The 21,402-nt window shown below is 72.5% G+C and carries 17 protein-coding genes; 5 read left to right on the top strand and 12 right to left on the bottom strand.

Translation table 11 applies throughout. The features are described 5' to 3' along the window. Positions 1-127: 127 nt before the first annotated feature. From CCZ36_RS28030 to CCZ36_RS28005, 6 genes are all read right to left on the bottom strand, one after another. Positions 128-2,452: a collagenase gene (locus tag CCZ36_RS28030; protein WP_443069822.1), complete on the bottom strand. Its 2,325-nt coding sequence runs from the start codon at positions 2,450-2,452 to the stop codon at positions 128-130. 206 nt (positions 2,453-2,658) lie between these two features. Beyond that, the gene (locus CCZ36_RS28025) at positions 2,659-3,693 is read right to left on the bottom strand and encodes an ABC transporter ATP-binding protein (protein ID WP_128818815.1); all 1,035 of its coding nucleotides are present in this window, start codon (positions 3,691-3,693) and stop codon (positions 2,659-2,661) included. Continuing rightward, entirely contained in the window at positions 3,690-4,781 is a 1,092-nt protein-coding gene (locus CCZ36_RS28020; RefSeq protein WP_237302752.1) for an ABC transporter ATP-binding protein, read from the bottom strand. The genes CCZ36_RS28025 and CCZ36_RS28020 overlap by 4 nt, the downstream gene beginning before the upstream one ends. 2 nt (positions 4,782-4,783) lie before the next feature. Further along, positions 4,784-5,770, bottom strand: coding sequence for an ABC transporter permease (locus CCZ36_RS28015; protein WP_128818814.1), 987 nt, complete (start codon positions 5,768-5,770; stop codon positions 4,784-4,786). Continuing rightward, on the bottom strand, positions 5,767-6,711 hold the full coding sequence (locus tag CCZ36_RS28010) for an ABC transporter permease (protein WP_128818813.1): 945 nt from the start codon (positions 6,709-6,711) through the stop codon (positions 5,767-5,769). The genes CCZ36_RS28015 and CCZ36_RS28010 overlap by 4 nt, the downstream gene beginning before the upstream one ends. 20 nt (positions 6,712-6,731) lie before the next feature. Next, positions 6,732-8,483 carry an ABC transporter substrate-binding protein gene (locus CCZ36_RS28005; RefSeq protein WP_128818812.1) on the bottom strand — a complete coding sequence of 584 codons (1,752 nt, stop codon included), beginning with the start codon at positions 8,481-8,483 and terminating at the stop codon, positions 6,732-6,734. Between the two features lie 324 nt (positions 8,484-8,807). Between CCZ36_RS28005 and CCZ36_RS28000 the strand changes: the two genes are divergently transcribed. Both CCZ36_RS28000 and CCZ36_RS27995 read left to right on the top strand, forming a co-directional pair. Then, on the top strand, positions 8,808-10,268 hold the full coding sequence (locus CCZ36_RS28000) for an aminopeptidase P family protein (RefSeq protein ID WP_128818811.1): 1,461 nt from the start codon (positions 8,808-8,810) through the stop codon (positions 10,266-10,268). Between the two features lie 82 nt (positions 10,269-10,350). Continuing rightward, positions 10,351-11,061 carry a GntR family transcriptional regulator gene (locus CCZ36_RS27995; RefSeq protein WP_128818810.1) on the top strand — a complete coding sequence of 237 codons (711 nt, stop codon included), beginning with the start codon at positions 10,351-10,353 and terminating at the stop codon, positions 11,059-11,061. Between the two features lie 78 nt (positions 11,062-11,139). Here the strand turns inward: CCZ36_RS27995 and CCZ36_RS27990 are convergent, their stop codons facing one another. From CCZ36_RS27990 to CCZ36_RS27970, 5 genes are read right to left on the bottom strand one after another with little or no spacing between them, the layout of a single operon-like run. Beyond that, positions 11,140-12,141 carry a proline racemase family protein gene (locus CCZ36_RS27990; protein ID WP_128818809.1) on the bottom strand — a complete coding sequence of 334 codons (1,002 nt, stop codon included), beginning with the start codon at positions 12,139-12,141 and terminating at the stop codon, positions 11,140-11,142. Position 12,142: 1 nt separating this feature from the next. Beyond that, positions 12,143-13,057, bottom strand: a complete 915-nt coding sequence (locus tag CCZ36_RS27985; protein ID WP_164873559.1) for a dihydrodipicolinate synthase family protein — start codon at positions 13,055-13,057, stop codon at positions 12,143-12,145. Positions 13,058-13,066: 9 nt separating this feature from the next. After that, entirely contained in the window at positions 13,067-14,557 is a 1,491-nt protein-coding gene (locus CCZ36_RS27980) for an FAD/NAD(P)-dependent oxidoreductase (protein WP_128818808.1), read from the bottom strand. Further along, on the bottom strand, positions 14,550-14,840 hold the full coding sequence (locus tag CCZ36_RS27975) for a (2Fe-2S)-binding protein (RefSeq protein ID WP_069741330.1): 291 nt from the start codon (positions 14,838-14,840) through the stop codon (positions 14,550-14,552). The genes CCZ36_RS27980 and CCZ36_RS27975 overlap by 8 nt, the downstream gene beginning before the upstream one ends. Beyond that, entirely contained in the window at positions 14,837-15,997 is a 1,161-nt protein-coding gene (locus CCZ36_RS27970; RefSeq protein WP_164873558.1) for an NAD(P)/FAD-dependent oxidoreductase, read from the bottom strand. The genes CCZ36_RS27975 and CCZ36_RS27970 overlap by 4 nt, the downstream gene beginning before the upstream one ends. A 276-nt stretch (positions 15,998-16,273) precedes the next feature. Here CCZ36_RS27970 and CCZ36_RS36030 point away from each other — a divergent pair, with 276 nt between their 5' ends. Then, the gene (locus CCZ36_RS36030; RefSeq protein WP_237302751.1) at positions 16,274-16,732 is read left to right on the top strand and encodes an aldehyde dehydrogenase family protein; all 459 of its coding nucleotides are present in this window, start codon (positions 16,274-16,276) and stop codon (positions 16,730-16,732) included. Here CCZ36_RS36030 and CCZ36_RS27960 read toward each other — a convergent pair. After that, positions 16,729-17,628, bottom strand: coding sequence for a hypothetical protein (locus tag CCZ36_RS27960; protein ID WP_128818806.1), 900 nt, complete (start codon positions 17,626-17,628; stop codon positions 16,729-16,731). The two genes, CCZ36_RS36030 and CCZ36_RS27960, sit on opposite strands and share 4 nt — an antisense overlap. A 107-nt stretch (positions 17,629-17,735) precedes the next feature. Between CCZ36_RS27960 and CCZ36_RS27955 the strand changes: the two genes are divergently transcribed. Both CCZ36_RS27955 and CCZ36_RS27950 read left to right on the top strand, forming a co-directional pair. Next, complete coding sequence (locus CCZ36_RS27955; RefSeq protein ID WP_069736869.1) at positions 17,736-18,914, top strand: CapA family protein; 1,179 nt, start codon at positions 17,736-17,738, stop codon at positions 18,912-18,914. A gap of 230 nt (positions 18,915-19,144) precedes the next feature. Further along, positions 19,145-21,400 (top strand): cache domain-containing protein, encoded by a 2,256-nt coding sequence (locus CCZ36_RS27950; protein WP_079133987.1) that lies wholly within the window; start codon positions 19,145-19,147, stop codon positions 21,398-21,400. The last annotated feature ends 2 nt before the right edge of the window (positions 21,401-21,402 follow it).

Here is a 21,402-nt window from a genome sequence, read left to right as displayed (position 1 = left end):
GGTGTTCCCCGACTCCCCCGGGGCGTTCCCCGGGGGATGTCTTCGACTGTAGGGGCAGGCACTGACAGTGGGTTCGGGGCCGGGCGCGCCTGGCGCCCGGCCCCGGCCGGAGGGTGCGGCGGGCGGATCAGTAGGAGGTCGTGACGGTCGCTCCGCCGAACGAGGCGACCGCGTGGAGGCTGATGTAGTTGGCGCCCGCGGGCGGGTCGGTGACGGTCAGGGTGTGGGAGTTGCCGGGGCCGGTCGCGCGGCCGGCGTGGGACGCGGTGGTGGCCCAGCCGGTGCCGCTGTAGTAGAGGTCCGCGTCGCCGGTGCCGCCGCCGACGGTGATCTTCAGCTCCTCCGTGCCGGCCGGGATGTACAGGTAGTGGTAGGCGTAGTTGCCGGTGGTGGCGGAGAGGCCGCTGCGACGGCAGTTCTCGCCCAGGACACGGATGTCGGGGTCGGTGCACTCGGGGGCGGGCGTGGTGGGGCCGTCGCCGCAGTCACCGGCCGCGCACCCCGCCAGCCAGGTCCGGAAGCCGCTGTCGTACCGGGTGCCGATGGTGCTGGTGAGGTGGGTCCGGGCGGCGGCCCACCGTCCGGTGCGGTAGTGGCCGAGCACCGTGTCCATGTCGGCGGGGTGCTGCTCCAGCATGTACCGCACGGCGAGGTAGCCCCAGCGGTACACCCGCGTGGTGTCGTGGCTGTAGTCGGTGTCGAACAGCGTGCTCAAGGCGTAGGTGCCCTTGCCCGCCTCGGTCATGGCCGCGGTGTAGGGCTCGCCCCGGTAGTGGTAGGAGATGTACTCCGCGAAGCCCTCCACCCACCAGACGGTGGGGGTGCTCATGTTCTCGGTGAAGTCGCCGTACATGGTGAAGCGGCCGTCGAGGTAGTGCGTGTACTCGTGGTTGAGGTTCCAGATGCGGAAGTCCGGCCGGAGCCACTCCGCCTCGTAGGCGATGAAGCGGGGCTGGTTGCCCTCGGCGGAGGGGTCGCCCTCCAAGTACATGCCGCCGTTGTTGGTGTCGATCCCGTACATCGCGCCGGCGTACGTCTGGTAGTCGGCGCTGGAGTCGTAGGCGATGACCTCGATGCTGGTGTTGCGGTCGTCGGCGACCGGGCCGTCGTCCTTGGCGATCCGGTGGAAGTAGGCGTCCTGCTCGATGAGGCTGGTGCAGGACGCGCTCAGCTCGGCGGACGTCATCTGCTGGGCCAGGATCCGTATGCCGGGGCTGCACGTGTGGCGGACCGGCAGGACCTCCCGCTTGAGGCGTTCCTGGAGGTCGCAGACGCCGTAGGCCGAGCAGTTCGCCCGGTCGTAGGAGGCGGCCATCTCCGCTATGCCCACCCAGAGCGCGGCGGTGGGGCCGGTGATGGAGCTCCGGCCGAGCAGGTCGGTGGCCAGGGGCCGGGCCTTGCCCCGCAGGCTCGGGTACTGGAGGAAACGGCCCAGCTCCCGCCCTGCGTTGGAGGTCAGGTACGCATGGTCGCCGCCGAGCAGGGAGAGGTGGTCGGCGGCGAAGCGGTGCAGGGAGTCGATGACGCTCGGGTCCGTCTCGACGGCGCTGACGAACGCGGGCACCTGGTGGCCCCGGAAGGTCACCGTGTACACGCCGTTGACCGCGGCGAGCATCCGCGAGAAGTCGTTCCAGGAGGAGTCGTAGTCCGCCAGCATCCGCTTGACGACGGCGAGGTAGCGGGCGTTCTCCTGCGCGCTGTCGATCAGGATGACCGCCTCGGACAGCGTCTCGCCGTTCTCGTCGGTGACGTCACGCGACCGGGGGCTCGCGAAGAAGCTGTCGAGGCCCGAGCGGATGGCGGTCCGCAGGGCGCTGCCGTACGGTCCGACGACATCCGGGTTGTACCACTGCACGTAGTACCCGGCCCGCAGGTAGAGGACGAGCTGCGGGGTGCCGGTGCTGCCGTCGCCCGGGTAGTAGGCCGAGTTGTCGCGGAGCGCGTACGCCACCGAGGTCATCTGGGCCTCGCGGAAGGCCAGTCGGGCGTCGTTGCCGGTCAGGCCGAACAGCGTGTTCACGCAGTCGGTCGTGGACGCCTTGATCTGCCGCACCAGTTGGGCCCCGGTGCGGCCGGTGAAGTCGGCCGGGTCGCACGCGGCGGCCGCCTTCGCCGAGGGCTTCTTACCGTCGGCCCGCTCGTTCGGGGCGTCGTGGTCGCCGTACGCCTCCCTGAGAGGGGACTTGTCGGCGCTCTGCGGCGGGAGTTGGGAGACCGATCGCCGCTCCACGGTCCGGTGGCCGGTGTCCGCTGCGGGGGACTGCTGCGCCTGCGGCGCGGGGGCGGCCGTCCCGGCGGGGCGGGACGGTTGCGACGCGTTCGATGCCGTGGCGGCCGAAGGTAGGTTCGGCTGCGCCTGGGCCGGCTGCGCGAGCAGCGCGACGCCCATCGCCCCGGCCAGAGCCAGCGGCAGAACGGCACCCACACCTCGGCGGACAAGTGTGGTTCTCACGTTGATTTTCCTCCCATGAGGGATGGGGGGCACGCGGCGTGCGTGACCGATGGGATGGACAGGGCGCGGCGCGGGGGTGTCGTCATGCCGTGCTGTCGGACGGGGTGGGGTCGATGCCATATTTGACATGCCCACGCCATGTGCCATGTACAATGGCACAGGTCACACATCACAAGGAAGAGCTGTGCCGGAAATCCCCTGCCCTTTCAGTCCGTTTCGGGGAAATGGCAGGCGGCCGTGCGCGCTCCCGAGCCCACGACCCGGAGCAACGGTCGCTCGGTACGGCAGACCGCCTGCGCCTTGGGGCAGCGCGGGTGGAAGCCGCAGCCGCTGGGCGGCGCGGCGGGGCTCGGCGGGTCGCCGAGGAGGAGGATCCGCTCGCGGCGGCGCTCGGCCGCCGGGTCGGGCAGCGGCACCGCGGAGAGCAGCGCCCGGGTGTAGGGGTGCGCGGGGCTGTCGTACAGCTCGCGCTTGTCGCCGATCTCCACGACGCGCCCCAGGTACATCACCGCCACCCGGTCGCACACCCGCTTGACGACCGACAGGTCGTGGGCGATGAAGAGGAACGACAGCCCGAGTTCGGCCCTCAGACGGGCCATCAGGTTGACGACCTGGGCCTGTACGGACACGTCGAGCGCGGAGACCGGCTCGTCGGCGACGATCAGGCGCGGGCCGGTCGCCAGGGCGCGGGCTATGCCGATCCGCTGGGCCTGCCCGCCGGAGAACTGGTACGGGTGCCGGTCCAGGTGTTCCTCTCCCAGGCCCACCAGGTCGAGCAGTTCGGCGGCCCGCTCCCGGGCCGCCCGGACGGTGGCCCCCTGCACCAGCAGGGGTTCGGCGATGATCCGGGCCACGGTCTGCCGCGGGTTCAGGGAGGCGTGCGGATCCTGGAAGATGATCTGGAGGTGCCGCCGGGCGGGCCGTAGCTCGCGCGGGGACATATGAGTGATGTCGCGTCCCTCGAACTCGACGGTCCCCGAGGTGGGTTCGAGCAGCCGGACCAGCATCCGGCCCGTCGTGGACTTGCCGCAGCCCGACTCCCCGACCAGACCGAGGGTCTCCCCCGCGGCGAGCTCCAGATCGACACCGTCCACCGCCCGGACGGGCGCGGTGGCGCGGCCGAGAACGCGGCGGCCGGGGAACGTCTTCAGCAGCCCGCGTACGGACACCAGCGGCGCCGCACCACCTTGAGAAGTCGAACGCGCGGAACAATCAAGAGTGTTGGGGTAATCGGATGTCATCGGGCCTCCTCGGCCGGTACGGGGGCGCCGCCGGGCGGACCGGGGTGCGGGACGGCCGGGACAACCGGCAGGGGCAGGTGGCAGGCGACCAGCCGCCCCTCGCCGGGTACGGCCCGGGGGCGGGGGCTCTCCCCGGCGCAGCGGGCCCGCTCGGGGGCGGTGGCGGCGGCCGCCCGGGGGCAGCGTGGCGCGAAGGGGCAGCCGGATCGCGGCTCGGCCGGAGACGGCGGGGAGCCCGGGATGGCGCGCAGCGGTGCGTCGTCGGGGTCGTCCAGTCGGGGCAGCGAGTCCAGGAGGCCGCGGGTGTAGGGGTGGGCGGGGCTGCTGAACAGCTCGTCCACCGGAGCTTGTTCGGCGCCGCGTCCGCCGTACATGACGAGCACCTCGTGGGCGACGCGCGCCACCACTCCCAGGTCGTGGGTGATCATCAGGACGCCCAGTCCGCGTTCCTGCTGGAGGCGGGCGATCAGTTCGAGGATCTGCGCCTGGACGGTGACGTCGAGCGCGGTGGTCGGTTCGTCGGCGACGAGCAGTTCGGGTTCGCAGGACAGGGCCATGGCGATCATGGCGCGCTGGCGCATGCCGCCGGAGAACTGGTGCGGGTACTCCGCCGCCCGGCGGGCCGGCACGGGGATGCCGACCTCGCCGAGCATCTCTACGGCCCGTCTGCGGGCGACGCGTCGGGCGCTGCCGAAGTGGTGGCGGTGAGCCTCCGCGATCTGTTCGCCGACCGTGTACGCGGGATGCAGCGCGGACAGCGGGTCCTGGAAGACCATCGCCATCCGGCGTCCGCGCAACCGGCCGAACCGGCGGTCGGTCAGGCCGAGGAGTTCCTGCCCGGCGAGGGTGATCGATCCGCTCACCCGGGCCCGGCGGTGCAGGCCCATCACGGCGAGGGAGGTGACCGACTTGCCGGAGCCGGATTCGCCGACCAGTCCCAGGGTGCGGCCGGCCGCCACGGTGAAGGAGACCCCGTCGACGGCCCGGACGGCTCCGGCCGGGGTGTCGAAGGCGACCCGCAGGTCGTGGACGCGCAGCAGGGGCTGGTCCGGTTCGCGGAGCAGGTCCGGTTCGGTGGTGGGCGGCACGGTCAGTTCCTCACCCTCGGGTCGACGACGGCGTACAGCAGGTCGATGACGGCGTTGGCCGCCACGATGAAGAAGGCCGCGAGCAGCGTGACGCCGAGCACGACGGGCTGGTCGGAGCGTTGCAGGGCGTCGTAGAAGAGCCGGCCCACACCGGGGATGCCGAAGATGGACTCGGTGATGACCGCTCCGGCCAGCAGGGCGCCGAGGTCCATGCCGAAGAGCGTGAGCACGGGCGTCATCGCGGAGCGCAGTCCGTGCTTGACCACGACGGTCCGGGCGGGCAGCCCCTTGGCGCGGGCGGTCCGGATGTAGGGCTGCTCCATCGTCTCGATCATCGAACTGCGGCTCTGCCGGGCGTACATGGCGGCGTAGAGCAGAGCCAGGGCGATCCAGGGGAGCAGCAGGTTGGACGCCCAGGCCAGGGGGTCGTCGGTGAGCGGGACGTACGCGGGGTAGGGCAGCAGTCCGGTCAGCCGGACCAGGCCGTACAGGAGCATCACCGCGGTGAAGTAGACGGGCAGCGAGGCGGTGGCGACCGCGCCGACCATCAGGGTGCGGTCGAGGGGGCCGCCCTTGCGCAGGGCCGCGGTCACTCCGGCGCCCAGTCCGAGCACCAGCCACAGACAGGCGGCGCCGAAGGCCAGCGACACGGAGACGGGCAGCCGGTCCATCAGCAGGTCCCACACCGGCAGGGCGTTCTCGTAGGAGTAGCCGAGGCAGGGGAAACCGCACTGGATCGCGTGGGGGCCGCGGCCCAGCTCGCGGCCGCCGAAGATGCCGACGAGGTAGTCGCCGAACTGGCGCCACACGGGCTGGTCGAGCCCCATGAAGTGGCGTACGTCCGCGAGCCGTTCGGGGCTGCACGTCTTGCCGCAGGCCGCCGCGGCCGGGTCGGCGGGCAGCAGGTAGAAGATGGTGAAGGTGACGGCGCAGATGGCGAGGAGGACACCCGCCACGCCGAGACACCTGCGGATCAGGTGGGCGATCACGGCCGGCCTCCCTGGGGGTCGAGGATGTCGCGCAGCGCGTCGCCGAGGACCGTGAAGGCGAGGACGGCGACGAAGAGGAAGACGCTGGGGACGATGAAGTACATGGGGTCCGTCTCGTAGTACGCGACGGCCTCGGCGATCATCTGGCCCCAGGAGGGAGTGGGCGGGCGCACACCCACTCCGAGGAAGCTGAGCGCGGCCTCGGTGCTGATCATTCCGGGGATCAGCAGCGTGGTGTACGCGATGACGGGGCCGGAGATGTTGGGCAGCACCTGCCGGGTGAGGATCCGCCATGGTCCGCTGCCGCAGGCGCGGGCGGCCTCGACGAATTCGCGGTGGCGCAGGGAGAGGGCCTCGGCGCGCACCACGCGGGCGATGCCGGGCCAGCCGAAGACGCCGATGACGACGGTCATCAGCACGACCCGGTTGACGTCCTGGGCCACCGACATCATCGCGATCATGAAGATGAGCGAGGGGAAGGACATGGTGAGGTCCATCAGCCTGCTCAGTACGGTGTCGACGCGGCCGCCGAAGTAGCCGGCTGCGATGCCCGCGGCGGTGCCTGTGGCGACGACGATGGCCGTGGCGGCGAAGGCGATCAGCAGGGAGACCTGGGCGCCGTGGACGACGCGGGCGAACAGGTCGCGGCCGGTGACCGGTTCGACGCCGAGCAAGTGTTCGGCGCTGATGCCGCCGAGGGTGCCGTGGGGCAGACCGCCGAGGTAGGGGTCGATGGCGTCGGCGTCGAAGGCGGTGGGCGACCAGCCGCCCAGCAGGCTGAGCAGGGGCGCGGTGAGGGCGATCAGGATCAGCAGGGCGGCGGCGATCAGGGCGGTCCGGCTGCCCCGGTCGCCCCACAGGCGGCGCCAGGTGGTCCGCCAGGGGGCGTCGGGCAGGGAGGGTGAGCCGGGGCCGGTGGCCGGCGCGTTGAGGATGCTCATGGGAACGCGTCCCCGCCCTGTCAGCCCTGGCTCCGGGACGGGTCCTTCAGTCCGATCACCGCGAAGTCGAACTGGCCGGTCCAGGACGGGTGTCCGAAGGCCCCGGCGATGTTGTCGCCGACGAGCAGCGGCTTGCGCTCCCAGAGCAGGGGGACGGCCGGGGACTTGCGCTGGATCTCCCGGTCGAGCGCGTTCCACGCCTTCGCGGCGGCGGTCGCGTCGGGCATCGCGGCGATCTCGTCCATGCGCCGCTCCACGGCCTTGTCGCGGAACTGGGAGACGTTGCCCTGGTTGCCCTTGGCCTTGATGGTGCGGCCGTCGAAGACGAAAGGCAGGAAGGTGGCGGCGGACGGGTAGTCGGGGCACCAGCCGCTGATGGCCATGTCGGGGGCGGCGGCGGTGTCGCCGATGGTGTCGTAGTAGACGGAGGGGTCGACGGTCTCGATGCGCAGCCGTATGCCGACCCGGGCCAGGCTCTGCTGGAGCGCCTCGGCGCGGGTCTTGTCGCCGGTGGACACGGTGATCGTCGTGTCGAAGCCGTCGCCCCTGCCCGCCTCGGCGAGGAGTTTCTCGGCCTTCTTCACGTCCCCGGTGGCCGGCCCGGTGTGGACCGGGTCGGCCGCGCGGCCGCCGGTGAGGGACGGCGGCAGATAGGCGGTGGCGATGTCGTTGAGGGCCGGCCCGCCGTTGGCGGTGACCTGGGCCTGCTTGTCGACGGCGTACTGCATCGCCTGACGGAGCTTCGGGTCGTCGAAGGGCGCCCGGGAGGTGTTCAGCGCGAGCATGTCGGTGCAGCCGGTGCGCTCGGCGGAGAGCCGCTGCCGGGTCCCGGGTTTCGGCAGGACCTTGGCGACGCTGGAGGGTTGCAGGTCGGACCATTCGACGGCGGAGGCGTCGGCGCCCGCGCTCTCGATGATCCGGTCGTCTATCTGACCGCCCTTGAGGCCCTGGATCACCACGATGCGGTCGGGGTACGCCTTGCGCACCGGGTCGGTCGCCGCGTCCCAGTGGGGATTGCGGCCGAGCACCAGCTTCTTGCCGCGGGCGTAGTTCTCGATGCGGTACGGCCCCGAGGAGAAGGGCCGCAGGTCGTACTGGACGCCCTTCTCCCGGGCCACGGGCACGGGAGAGAAGGTCGGCAGCGTGACGGTGGAGGAGAACTCGGCGACGGGCCTGCGCAGCGAGAACACGATGGTCCGGTCGTCGGGGGTACGGATCGAGTCGAGGTGCTTGCCGTCCAGCGGGCCGGTGTATCCCTCGGTGCCGGTCAGATAGCGCTGGGCGTAGTCCGGGCCGCCGGCGAGGTCCGGGGCGAAGGAGCGCTCGACGTTGTACTTGACGTCGCGGGCGCGGATCGGGGTGCCGTCCTCGTAGACGAGGCCGGGCTTCAGGGTGAAGGTCCAGGTGCGTCCCCCGTCGGAGGATCGGCCGAGGTCGGTCGCGAGATCGGGGACGACCTCGCTGCCCCGCTTCCCGGGCGCTGCCCGGAAGGTCGTGAGGGTGCGGTAGATCAGCCGGGTGCCGAAGTCCATGGTCGGCATGACCCAGTTGCGGGCCGGGTCCAGATGGGCGAAGTCCTGGTTGGACAGCACGGTCAGGGTGCCGCCCCGCTTCGGTGTGCCGCCGATGACGGTGCCGGTCGCCACACCGGGCTGCCGCGCGCCCGGGCCTCGGTCGTCACCTCCCTGCGGGGAGCAGGCGCCCAGCAGGGCCAGGGCCAGGGCCAGCGAGGTGCTCAGGGATACGGACAGCGCACGGCTGCGACGGGACATGGGGCACTCCTCGGTACGGGAACGGGGCACGGCGACAGCGGAACGGGCCGGCGGAAAGGAGGAAGAAGGAGGGGTCCGGCGGGATCTGGTGCTCCGGGCGGCCGAGCGGCCCGGTGGGCGGCCGTTTGCGGAACGCGAGGCGGAGCGGCCGGGAACGCATCCATCCACGCGATGTGACCCGTAACATAGTAATGTGAAATTGCACAGCCAAGGAGTGCGTCGCCCCGTTACCGAAACGTGTCCCGCAGTCGGACGCTTCGGCTCCCCGTCCCGGCACCCCTGGCAGCCCCGGCACCCCCAAGGCACACCCTCCGAAGGAGACCCATGACCTCCACGCCCCCGGCCCGACTGCACACGGGCAGCCACGATCTGCCGGTCCCGGCCGCCCTGGACGCCTTCATGGCCACCGGCTGGGCGCCCTCCCCGCTGCCCGCCGACGCACGGTTCCCCGGCCACGCCCTGCTCCCCGGCCGGCGGCAGCGCCTGTCGGCGCGCTTCCCGGGCGAACGGCTGGTCATACCCGCCGGAACGCTCAAGGTCCGCTCGAACGACACCGATCACCGCTTCCGCCCGCACAGCGCCTACGCCTGGCTGACCGGCCTGACCGGTGAGGAGCAGCCCGACCACGTCCTGGTCCTCGACCCGTCGGGCCCCGACGGCCACGAGGCGGTGCTCCACATCCGCCCCCGCTCCCCCCGGGACACCAGCGGGTTCTACCGCGACCGCCGCTACGGCGAGTTCTGGGTCGGCCGCCGGCCCGACCTGGACGAGACGGCGGCGCTGACCGGGCTGCGCTGCGCCCACCTGGACGGGCTGCCAAGGCTCCTCGCCGGTCCTCAGCCGCCGACCCGCCTGCTCGCGGGCGTCGATCCCCACGTCGACGACCTGCTGCCCGCGCGGTCCCACACCCCTTTCGGGGACGCCGAGTTGGACTCTGTGCTCGCCGAACTCCGCTTGCTCAAGGACCCGTGGGAGGTGAGCCAGCTCCAACTGGCCGTCGACCACACCACGTCGGGCTTCGAGGACGTGGCGCGCTCCCTGCCCGACGCCCTGCGCCACCCCCGCGGCGAACGCTGGATCGAAGGCGTGTTCAACCTGCGCGCACGGACCGAGGGCAACGGCACGGGCTACGAGACCATCGCGGCGGCGGGTGCGCACGCCTGCGTCCTGCACTGGATCCGCAATGACGGCCCGCTCTCGCCGTCCCAACTCCTCCTGCTCGACGCGGGGGTGGAGACCGACACCCTCTACACCGCGGACATCACCCGCACCCTCCCCCTGTCGGGCCGCTTCTCACCGGCCCACCGCGACGTCTACGAACTGGTGCTGGCCGCACAGGAGGCCGCCATCGCCGTCCTGCGGCCCGGAGCCCGCTTCCGGGACTTCCACCGGGAGGCCATGCGCGTCATCGCCGAGGGGCTGCACGCCTGGGGCGTCCTGCCGGTCGCACCCGAGGAGGCGCTCGCCGACGACAGCGGCCTGTACCGCCGCTACACCCTGTGCAGCAGCGGGCACATGCTCGGCATCGACGTGCACGACTGCGCCCGGGCCCGGGTGGAGACCTATCTCGACGGAGTACTGGAGGAGGGCCATGTCCTCACCGTCGAACCCGGGCTCTATCTCCAGCCGGACGACGAGACGCTGCCGCCCGAACTGCGTGGCATGGGCGTGCGCATCGAGGACGACCTCGTGATCACCGCCGATGGTGCGAAGCTCCTCTCCGGAGCGCTGCCCCGTACGGCCGACGGCGTCGAGGAGTGGATGGCCCGCCTCCTGGACGACTGACGGCTGCCAGCTGCCGACCGAGGAGGGGCGCACCGCGCAACGTGACATTGTATAGTGCGGTGACAAATCTGAAGGGGAACGCATGAGTGAGCTGAAGTCCCGCAAACTCATCTCGGTGCAGGAGCATCTGCGCGACCAGGTGGCGGGCGCCCTCCGTGCCGCGCTGATAGCGGGAGAACTCCAGCCCGGCGCGATCTACTCGGCGCCCACCCTGGCCGCCGAGTACGGCGTCTCGGCCACACCCGTGCGCGAGGCGATGCTGGATCTGGCCCGCGAGGGCCTGGTCGAGGCGGTGCGCAACAAGGGCTTCCGGGTCACCGAGCTCTCCGAGCGCGACCTGGACGAGTACACCGAGATCCGCGCGCTCATCGAGATCCCCACCATCGGCCGGGTGACCCGCACCGCCTCCCGCGAGCAGTTGGAGGCGGTGCGCCCGGTGGCCGAGGAGATCGTGGCGGCCGCGCAGCGGGGCGACCTGATCGGCTACCTGGAGTCGGACCGCCGCTTCCATCTCGACCTGCTCGCCCTCGCGGGTAACGCCCGTCTCGTCGAGACGGTGGCGGACCTGCGCAAGCGCTCCCGGCTGTACGGACTCACCGACCTGTCCCAGGAAGGGTCGTTGGTGGGTTCGGCGCGGGAGCACACCGCGCTCCTGGACATCATGATCGAGGGCGACGCGGAGGCGGCCGAGGAGCACATGCGCCGCCATCTCGCGCATGTGCGGACCCTGTGGGCGGCACGGAAGCGGGAGGCCGAGCGCGCGGCCCCGTCCCGCAAGCTCGGCGCGCGCTGAGCCGAAGTCGGTGCCGGGCGGCGGGGGTTGGCGTTTCGCGCGGCGCGGGCCCCCTGGGGCCGGTGTGCCGAGCGGACGTCAGACGGTGAATCCCTCCGGGTAGGGGTCGTTCGGGTCGAGCAGATACTGCGCGGTGCCGGTGATCCAGGCGCGACCGGTGACGGAGGGCAGGACGGCGGGTCGGCCGCCGACCGTGCTCTCGTCCAGGATCCGGCCGGTGAAGCGGGAGCCGATGAAGGACTCGTTGACGAAGTCCTGCCCGGTTTTCAGCAGCCCCCTCGCGTGCAGTTGGGCCATCCGGGCGCTGGTTCCCGTCCCGCAGGGTGAGCGGTCGAACCAGCCGGGGTGGATCGCCATGGCGTGCCGCGAGTGTTCGGCGGTGGAGCCGGGGGCCTCCAGGTAGACGTGGTGGCAGACGTCGATCGCGGGGTTCTCCGGGTGGACCACCGGGTTCTGCTCGTTGACCGCCCGCATGACGGCGAGGCCCGCGTCCAGCAGCCGGCCCTTCTCCGCCCGGTCGAAGGGGATGCCCAGATCCTCGGTGCGGACGATCGCGTAGAAGTTGCCGCCGTACGCCATGTCGTACCGGACCGGGCCGAACCCCGCCACGTCGACGACCTGGTCCAGGGCGTGGCTGTAGGAGGCGACGTTCTCCAGGGTGACGGACTCCGCGCGGCCGTCGCGCACGGCGACCCGTGCCGTGACGAGACCGGCGGGGGTGTCGAGGCGGATGAGGGTCTCCGGCTCGACCGCCTCGACCATGCCGGTCTCCACCAGGACCGTCGCCACGCCGATGGTGCCGTGGCCGCACATGGGCAGGCAGCCGGAGACCTCGATGAACAGCACGCCGAAGTCGGCGTCCGGCCGGGTCGGGGGCTGGAGGATCGCGCCGGACATGGCCCCGTGCCCGCGCGGCTCGCACATCAACAGGGTGCGCAGTCCGTCGCGTTCGGCCATGAACCGCTGCCGGCGCTCCGCCATGGTCGCGCCCGGCAGGACACCCACCCCGCCGGTGATCACCCGGGTCGGCATGCCCTCGGTGTGCGAGTCGACGGCGTGGTAACACACCGTGGAAAGCACGTCAGTTCACCCCCGCGTCGATGAGCGCCCGGGTCGCGGAACGTACGACGGCCTCGGTCTCCGGGTCCAGGGGCCGGCGGGGCGGCCGGCAGACGCCGCCGGTCCGGCCGATCATGTCCTGGCCGAGCTTGATCGCCTGGACGAACTCGGTCCTGCTGTCCCAGCGCAGTACGGAGTGGAGCCGGCGGTAGAGCGGGAGCGCGGTGGCGAGGTCGCCGGCCAGTGCGGCTTCGTAGAGGTCGAGGCAGGCACGCGGGAAGACCTGCGGATATCCGGCGACCCAGCCCTTGGCCCCGGCGACGCCGACTTCGAGGAGGGTGTCGTCGGTGCCGATGATCAGGTCGAGGCCGGGGGCCAGTTCACTGATGGCGTAACACCGTCGTACGTCTCCGGAGAACTCCTTCACGGCCACGATGAACCCCTCGGCGTACAGCTTGGCCAGCAGTTCGGGACGCAGGTCGACCTTGGTGTCGATGGGGTTGTTGTAGGCGGTGACGGGGAGCCCGGCGGAGGCCACCATCGCGTAGTGCTCCAGGACGGCGCGGTCGTCGGCCCGGTAGGCGTTGGGCGGCAGGCACATGACGGCCTGGCAGCCGGCGTCCTTGGCGAAGAGGGCGTGCCGCCGCGCCTCGATCGCGCCGTACGCACCGACGCCCGGCATCACGGTGAAGCCCTCGGGGGCGTGGGCGACGGCGGTCTCGACGACACGGTCGCGTTCCTCGTACGTCAGGGTCTGGTACTCGCCCAGCGAGCCGTTCGGGGCGACACCGTGCAGGCCCTGGGCGGCGAGCCAGGCGACGTTGTCGCCGTAGGCGCCGTGGTCGACGGCGAGGTCCCGGTCGAACGGGAGGCTCGTCGCGACGATGACGCCGTGCCAGGGCATCCGGGCAGGGGCTGTGCGGTCCACGTGGTTCATGGGAACTCCTCAGGTGGGTTCGGTAGGGGTGTCGCCGGTGGGGAACGTGCTGGAGTCGGCGAGCGCGCCGAGGGTGACGGGGGTCGCGATGAGTCGCTCGGCGGGGGTGTAGGACTCGGCTCGGGCGGCGACGAGGCAGTGCACGGCGGGCCCGCACATCCGGCCCTGACACCACCCCATGCCCGCCCTGGTCAGTTGTTTGACCTGCCGGTGGTCGGTTGCCGGGCCGTCGGCGCGGGCGGCGCGGACCGCCCCCGCGGTGACCTCCTCGCACCGGCAGACCGTGGTGTCGTCGGTCAGCCAGGCGGGCCAGTTCCGGGGCACGGGGTGCGCCCGGGCCAGGGCGCGGGCGAAGGCGCGGTGCCGGGCCACCGATCGGCGCTCCGCGGCCAGGGGCCGGATGCCCGGCCGGCCCGGCGCGGAGAGGTCGGTGAGCACGGAGACGGCCGCCACGCGCCCTTCGCTCAGGGCGAGCGCCGCCCCGCCCACCCCGCAGGTCTCGCCCGCCGCGTAGAGCCCCGGCACCGTGGTGCGCTGTCCGGCGTCGACGGCGGCGGCCGTGGTGCCGTCGCCCGCGTCGGCGAGGTCGCAGCCGAGCGGGAGCAGCAGGTCGAGCTGGGGGACGAAGCCCCAGCCGACGCCCACGGTGTCGGCCTCGATCCGCCGCTCGGTACCCGGCAGCGGCGCCCCGTCGGCGCCCAGGGAGGCGGTGCGTACGACGGCGACCCGCCCCGCCCCTTCGGCGCCGATGATGCCGGTGCGGGTACGGACCGGGATGCGGTGCCGGGCGAGCGTGCCCGCGTATCCAGCGGCTTCGGCCCACTTGGCGGGGTTACGCAGCAGGGGTGCGGGGTGCCGCAGCCAGGCCGAGGGCGCCGCCGCCTCGCACACCGCGACGACCTCCGCGCCGCGTGCGGCGAGGGCGGCGGCGACGGGCAGCAGGAACGGGCCCGTACCCCCGAGGACCACGCGGCGGCCGGCGACCACTCCCCCGCCCTTGAGCAGCGACTGGAGTCCGCCCGCGGTGAGCACGCCGGGCAGGTCCCAGCCGGGAAAGGGGAGTTGGCGGTCGTAGGCGCCGGTCGCCACCAGGAGGGCCGGTGCGCGCAGCACGACGGCCCGCTCCTCGGGCGGCCTGCCGCGGTCCACGGCGTGGACGGCGAAGCCGTCCGCCGCGCGGGCCGTGGTCCATACGTGGTGGTCGAGCAGGAGGGCGAGCCGTCCGGTGCGCTCGTGGGCGGCCAGGGTCGCGCGGAGGGCGCGGTAGGTGCGCAGGTCGTGGTGCAGGTCCTCGGTGGGAACGGCGTCGCGCGCGTGGTCCGGGGGGTGGCGCCAGAACTGGCCGCCGGGAGCGGGGCCCGCGTCGACGAGGGCGACCCGCAGCCCGCCGTCCAGGGCGGTGGCGGCGGCCGCCATACCGGCCGGCCCGGCGCCCACCACCACGAGGTCGTGTGGCTTTTGCATCGCGGGGAGGCCGCCGAGGTCCCGGGGCTCAGTCATCGTCGCCCTCCTCCGTCGCGACGGCCATGCCCGCGCGGGCCCGCACCAGGCAGGCGCGCTGTCCGCGCCGTCCGTCGACGGCGACGAGGCAGTCGTAACAGACCCCGATCCCGCAGAAGACGCCCCGGGGCCGCTGCCCGCCCCGGGTGGTCCGCCAGGCGACCCGGCCCGAGGCGACGAGCGCGGCGGCCAGGGTCTGCCCCGGGACGAACGCCAGGGGTTCGCCGTCCACGGTCACGGTGGGTACGTCGGTCGCCGCGGTCTCCGCGGCCGCTCCGGTCACTTCGGCACACCTCCGGTCGTGAGGAATCGGTCGGGCAGGAGGCCGGTGTGGGCGGCCGGATCGGCACCGCGCCACGGGCGGCCGAGCAACTGGGCGGTGATGAGGGCGCCGGTGCCGGGAGCGAGACCGATGCCCGCGCCCTCGTGGCCGCACGCGTGCAGGACACCGGGAACCCGGGGGTCCGGGCCGACGACCGGCAGATGGTCGGGGCAGTACGGCCTGAACCCCCGGTAGGCGCGGATCAGATGGACGTCGCGCAGAAACGGGAAGAGGCGGCACGCCTGCGCGGCGAGCAGGGCCACCACGTCAGGGTTCATCGCGGTGTCGAAGCCGACGCGTTCACGGCTGGCGCCGATCAGGATGGTGCCCGCGCGGGTGCCCTCGACAACGCACGAGGTCTCCAGGCCCTCGCCGTTGGAGGCGACGTTGGCGACGTAGTCGGCGGAGTAGACCTTGTGCCGGATCATCGGCGGCAGCGGCTCGGTGACGAGGACGAACCCCCGGCGCGGCAGGATCTCGACCGGCGCGCCGAGGCGGCGGCCGACCTCGCCGCCCCACGTCCCGGCCGCGTTGACCACGGCATCGGCGGCCAGCACCGAACCGTCGGCCGTGCGAACTCCGGTGATCCGCCCGCCGGTTCCGGTGACGGCGGCGACGGCCTCGCCGGTACGGACCCGGGCGCCGCGCCGGACGGCGGCTTGCAGCAGTCCGGCGGCGGCCAGGACGGGCTGCACCTGGGCGTCCTGCGGGTAGTGGACGGCGCCGGGGAGACCGGGAGCGATGTGCGGCTCGAACTCCCGTGCACAAGTGACCAGTTCGGTGCGCACACCCGCTGCCGCCTGGCGTGCGGCGAACGCGTGCAGGGCCGCGAGGCCTTCGGGGGTGCTGGCGGCGACCAGGCCTCCCTTGCTCTCGAACTCGACGGACCGCGCCCCGAGTTCCTCGCTCGCCTCGCCCCAGAGGTCACGGCTGAGCCGGGCCAGCTCCAGCTCCGGGCCCGGCTCCTTGTCGGAGAGCAGGATGTTCCCCTCGCCGCGGCTGGTGGTGCCCGCACCGACGGGCCCCCGGTCGAGCACCGTGACGCCGAGACCGGCGGAGGCGGCGTGGAACGCGCACGCGGCGCCCACGATGCCCGCGCCGACGATGACGACTTCCATGACCACCCCTCGGCGTCCGCACGACCGCCTCTAGTGCAATGTCACATGCCATTGCTTAGGCTATACATCCGGACGACCCGAGGACAACGCCACCGCCGGGACGAGTTTCACCGCGACACCCGGATGCCCGGGGACCTCCGAACCCGACACATCACCGTCCACCCGACCGAGAACCCGCACCCGGCCGCAGACGCCCCCCATCCACCGAACTCACGCCCCTCACCGGGCATTCGCCCCCGGCCGGCCGGGAGGTCCCCGGCACGGGTGGCGGCCGGCATGGGTGCCCGTCGGCGCGCGGCAACCGTCACGACCGGCGAACCGTTCGACCCCGCGTACCGGGACGCCTCGCCGGAACAGGTCGCGGAGGCGGCCGGGTGCCCCGTGGTGGTCAAGGCGCATCCGGCCCACCCCGGCACCGGCGAGGCGATGGCCCGCGCCGCCCTGGCCGCCGCGCTCACCGGCGTACCGGCCGGGGTGTTCGCGCTACTGGTGGGCCGGGGCCACGAGGCGAGCCTCGCCTCGGTCGGGGATCCGGGGGTCGCCGCGGCGGGCTTCACCGGGCCCGGGTCGGCGGGCCCGGCGCCCCTGGTCGCCGCCGCCGTGCCGCGCCACAGGGCACGGGCCGCTGCTCAGTGGCGCAATGGATGCCGCCGCCGCCCGCGCCGAGGCGGTCGGCGTTCAGCTGCTCGATGCCGCTCGCCGTCCGGACCGATCACGATCACCGCGACGGGCTAACCGCCGGCATTCCACCCCGCGACCAGTCCGGCCAGGGCCTCGGCCGCCTCCTCCGTGTCGCGGCCGCCGTCCGCGCGGGCGCGGCGGGCCAGTTCGACGTGGACGAAGCCGGCGTGTTCGCGCTCCGCCGAGCGGCCCTGGACGTTGCTCCTGCCCTCCAGCGGGCAGCGCGCCGCCCAGGCCCGGCAGACCCGCAGCCCCTCGTCGTCCATACGGTCGGCCAGGGCGACCACCTCGGCGGGCGCGGCTTCGACGGCGCCGGTGGAGACCACGGCGTCGTAGGGGCGGTCGGAGGAGTCGCTGAAGCCGTGCAGCTGGACTCCGGGCACCCCACGCTTCTGCAACTCCACGACGATCGTGTGGAAGGCGCTGTCCTCGCGGTGGGCCACATCGGCCTCGCCGTTGCCGCCGGCCCGCCGGTGGGATCCGGCGATGACGAGAGCGCCGCCGGGGTTCTGCTCCAGGAGCCGGATACCGAGGTCCTCGGTGTCGCGGTCGGAGACGGGGTGCGGGACCTGGGCGTTCCAGCGGACGGTGGAGTCGGCGTTCAGGTAAAGGCGGCCCCAGCGGGCGCTCTCGCCCGGCCCGGTGGCGGCGATCTCGTCGTAGCGGCGACCCGAGTCGGTGTCGGTGAGGCGGGTCACACCGAGGCCCAGCGGGGCGAGCCGGCGCTCGGCGCCCTGGGCGTCACCCGACAGCAGACTCCCGACGGCCTTCGCCAGCCGCTCCCGCTGCTCCTTGCCGGGCGGGCGGTAGGGGGCGTCGGCGCGGAACTTCGCGGTGTATCCGAGAATGCGGCTGCGCAGGTCGACCAGTTCCCGGGCGCGCGGAACGGTGTCTTCCGGGGCCGGGGACGGTTCGGTCTGGCAACCGACCAGAGCCAGGAGCAAACCCACCGGGACAAAAATGCGGAGGAAACGTGATCGTCCCGTGATGGCAATACGACGATCACACACGAGGCGCATGTAAGTATGACTCAGTGACATTCCGTAATTCTCTCGGTATGGGTCGGGCGGCGGGCCTGCTGGCGATAGCCGTCGGCCTGACCGTGTCGTGCGGCTCGCAGCCGGCGCAACCCGAGGCCAAGGCCGGCGGCCGCAGTTTCACCGTCGCCGCGGCCGGAGACGTCCTCATCCATCCCGAGCTGGTCGAGCAGGCCGCCAAGGATGCGGAGAAGAGCGGACGCGGGGAGGCCGGCCTGGATTTCGGGCCGCTGCTCGCCGGGGTGAAGCCAGTGATCAGCAAGGCCGACCTCGCGATCTGTCACATGGAGACACCTGTCGGGAACCCCAAGGGGCCGTTCCAGGGATATCCGGAATTCCTGGTTCCGCCGCAGATCCTGACCAGCCTGAAAGACGTCGGATACGACACCTGCTCGACAGCCTCCAATCACACCTTCGACCATGGACTGAAAGCCGTGCGCCGCACGCTGGACGCCATGGACAAGGTGGGCCTCGGGCACAGCGGGTCGGCGCGGACGCCGAAGGAAGCAGAGCAGATCAACATCCGGGACGTCAACGGCGTCAAGGTCGCTCACCTCTCGTACTCCTGGGAGTCCTTCCTCAACCCCACGCCCGAGAAGCAGAGCTGGGCCTTCAACCGTTCCCGTACCGAGGACATCAAGAAGGACGAGAAGCGGGCCCGCGACAAGGGCGCCGAGGTGGTACTGCTCTCCCTGCACTGGGGCCTGGAGCACTACAACGAGCCGAGCGTCCCGCAGCTGGACATGGCCCAGCGGATCACCGAGGAGACCGGTATCGACCTGGTGATCGGGCACCACGCCCACGTGGTGCAGCCGATCCAGAAGGTCAACGGCACCTGGGTCGCCTACAGCCTCGGCAACCAGGTGGCCCGGCACTCCTCGCCGACCGGCCTCACCGAGGAGGGGGCCATCGGCTGGTTCGAGTTCCGCGAGACCGCCGACGGCTGGGACGTCTCGGCCCGCTACCGCACCACGCTCGTCGACGTTCCGCCGGAGATCGAACCCGGGGAGAAGGCCCCCGAGGGCGCCGTCGAGGACCTCCGGCTGGTGGACGTACAGCAGGCACTGGAGAACCCCGAAGGGCTGCCCGCCGACCGGACCGCGCGCTACCGCCTGGCCGAGGACCGCACGCGCGGCTTCCTCTACAACCGGGGAGCTCCGGGCGGTGACGGCCTGAAGCGGCTGTCCCTGGAGAAGTGACCAGGCACACACCCGCTCATATGCCGATGAGTACAACCTCTTAGGCGCTTGTCCGTCTTTCCTATGACAGCGTCTCGAACTTCTCTACGACAGCGTCTCGCAGCCACGCGACAGCGGTGCTTCCTCCGGGCACTGAGCACACGCAGCGACCAAGGAAGAAACCGGTGACATCGACTCCTGCCGCGCCCCTCGTGCCGAAAGGCCGGCGGCGCAGCCGCAGACGTGCGGACATGCCGCTGCTGGGTGGCATCCGGCCGCCGATCGCGTTGCTGTGCGTGCTGATCCTCGCCCTCGCGGGGCTCACGGCCAAGGTGCTGGGGCCGGGCTCGGAACCGGTCGTGCCGAAGGCGGTGCTCTCCTCCCAGCAGTACTTCGCCGAGGACGGCGCCATCGCCCTGCGCGCCTCGATCGACGAGCGGGTCACGGACCTCGAACGCACCGCGGCCGCCCTGAACACGGGCAAGCCGGCCGACCCCGAGCGCGTGCTGTCGGACCTGAGCAAGGCGTACCAGAAGTGGACCGGCACCACGGTGCTGGACCTGGCGGACGGCAAGGTGCTCGCCGCCCGCGGGGAGCGCATCCCGCTCGCCTGGGTGGACAAGGACGTCCTCACCGGTGACAAGGCGCTCACCCCGCGGATGGTGCGGCTGGAGACCGGCGACGTACGCCTGATGACGATGGCCGTGCTGGAGGGGAAGCAGGGGGCGCAGCAGTTGCTGGTCGCCTCCAACAGCCTCTCCGTGCCGCCCATCAACCTGGGCCCGTTCCGCAGCATGGCCGTCGTCGCGCGCGGTGGCGAGATCCTCGCGACCGCCGGCTTCGAGCAGTCCGAGGCGCTGAACTCGGACGCGGAGCGCAAGGAACTCACCTTCCTCCAGAAGCAGATGACCCGGCTGTCCGACCAGGCCGCCGAGGAGACCGAGCAGAACCCGGTCAGCGCCCGGGAGCCCGGTTCCCGCGGCTACCCCGGGGTCAGCGGAACCCTGGTGGGCGGGGGCTACAACGGCCGGGTCGCCACCGTGGGGTACGCCTCCCTCGCCGCCTCCGACCCGGAGGACGGGGAGAGCGTCGCCGCCGGTCTCGGCCTCACGGTCGTCTCCCTGCTCCCGGTGGTCCAGCAGCAGACCTTCACCGACGACAGCCGGCAGCTCTTCGGGCTGCTCGCGGCGGGCGCCCTGGTGCTGCTCGGCCTGCTCGCGGTCGCCGTGCTGTGGATGACCGTGCAGCGCCCGCTGCTCGGACTGTTCCTGGAGTCCCGCCGGCTCGCCCGCGGCGACCTGATCCGCCCGGTCACCGTGCCCCGCTGGGGCGAGGCCGCCCGGATCGGCGCCGCGCTGGAACGTATCCGCGGCCAGCTCGGCGGTGCTCAGGCCTCCGACGGCCCCGTGGGCGCCCGCCCGCCCGGCCGGTTCCGGGGCGGCGCGCGCGGACCGTTGGCGCTGACGGCGGTCCTCCTGCTGCTGTGGTGCGTTCCCGTAGGCCTCCTGCTCAACCGCACGGACGGGACCGTCAGCATCCCCGCCGTCATGGTCAACGACCAGCGCGACCGCACCGACCTGGTCGCCGACCGGGCCCGCCGGGCGCTGAACGAGGCCCAGGCCGACCTCGTCTCCACCTCCCGCCTGCTCGACGTCGACGACCCCGCCGGCACCGAGACCGTGCTGAAGAACGCCCTGCGCGAGCACACCCGCTACCAGGCGCTGTACGTCGTCGGCGCGAACGGCGACATCGTCGCCCGGGCCGGCGGCGACACCCACCCGTGGAGCGCGGAGAAGGACCCGTCGCTGGTCCGCGTCTCCGGCCAGGGCGAGAAGAGGCCCGTCGTCCAGGCCGGGGCGCCCGTGCCGGAGCGCAAGGGCATGACCCTGGTCGGCGAGGTGCGGGTGGAGTTCCTCAACTCGCTGCTGAAGCGGCCCGGCCTCGGCGAGGTCCGGATCGTGAACGCGGACGCGCGGACCGTCGCCGCCAGCGACGGATTCCGCGCCTTCGAGGGGCTGCCGAACGACGCGCTGCCCGACCTGGTGCGCGCCGCCAATGTGCGGGTGGGCGCCGGGCCGCTGGAGAACGGGCTGCTCATCCGGGACGGTGGCGCCGTCACCGTGGCCGCCGCCGCGCCGTTCACCGGCGGCGGTGTCGCCTCCGATGTGGGCTGGACCGTCGTGAGCTGGCAGGACGCCGGCCGCTTCGAGATCACCGCCTACGAGCGCGAGGACCGCAGCGTGCTCGCCAGCCTGCTCGGCCTCGCCCTGATCGTGGTCTGTCTGGGCTGGATCCACCTCGTCGTCGTACGGCCCCTGCGGGCCCTCGCGGCGGCCGCCGAGAAGCTCGCCGACGGAGACCTCAAGACCGTGCACTACCCCCGCTACCAGGACGAGGTGGGCGCCGTCGTCCGGAGCCTCGAACTGATCCGCCAGCAGTTGCAGGCCCGTCGGCAGACCCAGGCGCGCCGGCCCGCCGAGACCCGGCCCGGCGCCGGAGGAAGGTGAAC

Source organism: Streptomyces sp. S063 (assembly GCF_002832675.1).
Classification (GTDB): Bacteria; Actinomycetota; Actinomycetes; order Streptomycetales; family Streptomycetaceae; genus Streptomyces; species Streptomyces sindenensis.
Note: the sequence above shows the minus strand (reverse complement) of the source record. Positions and strands in the feature narration are given on the sequence as shown.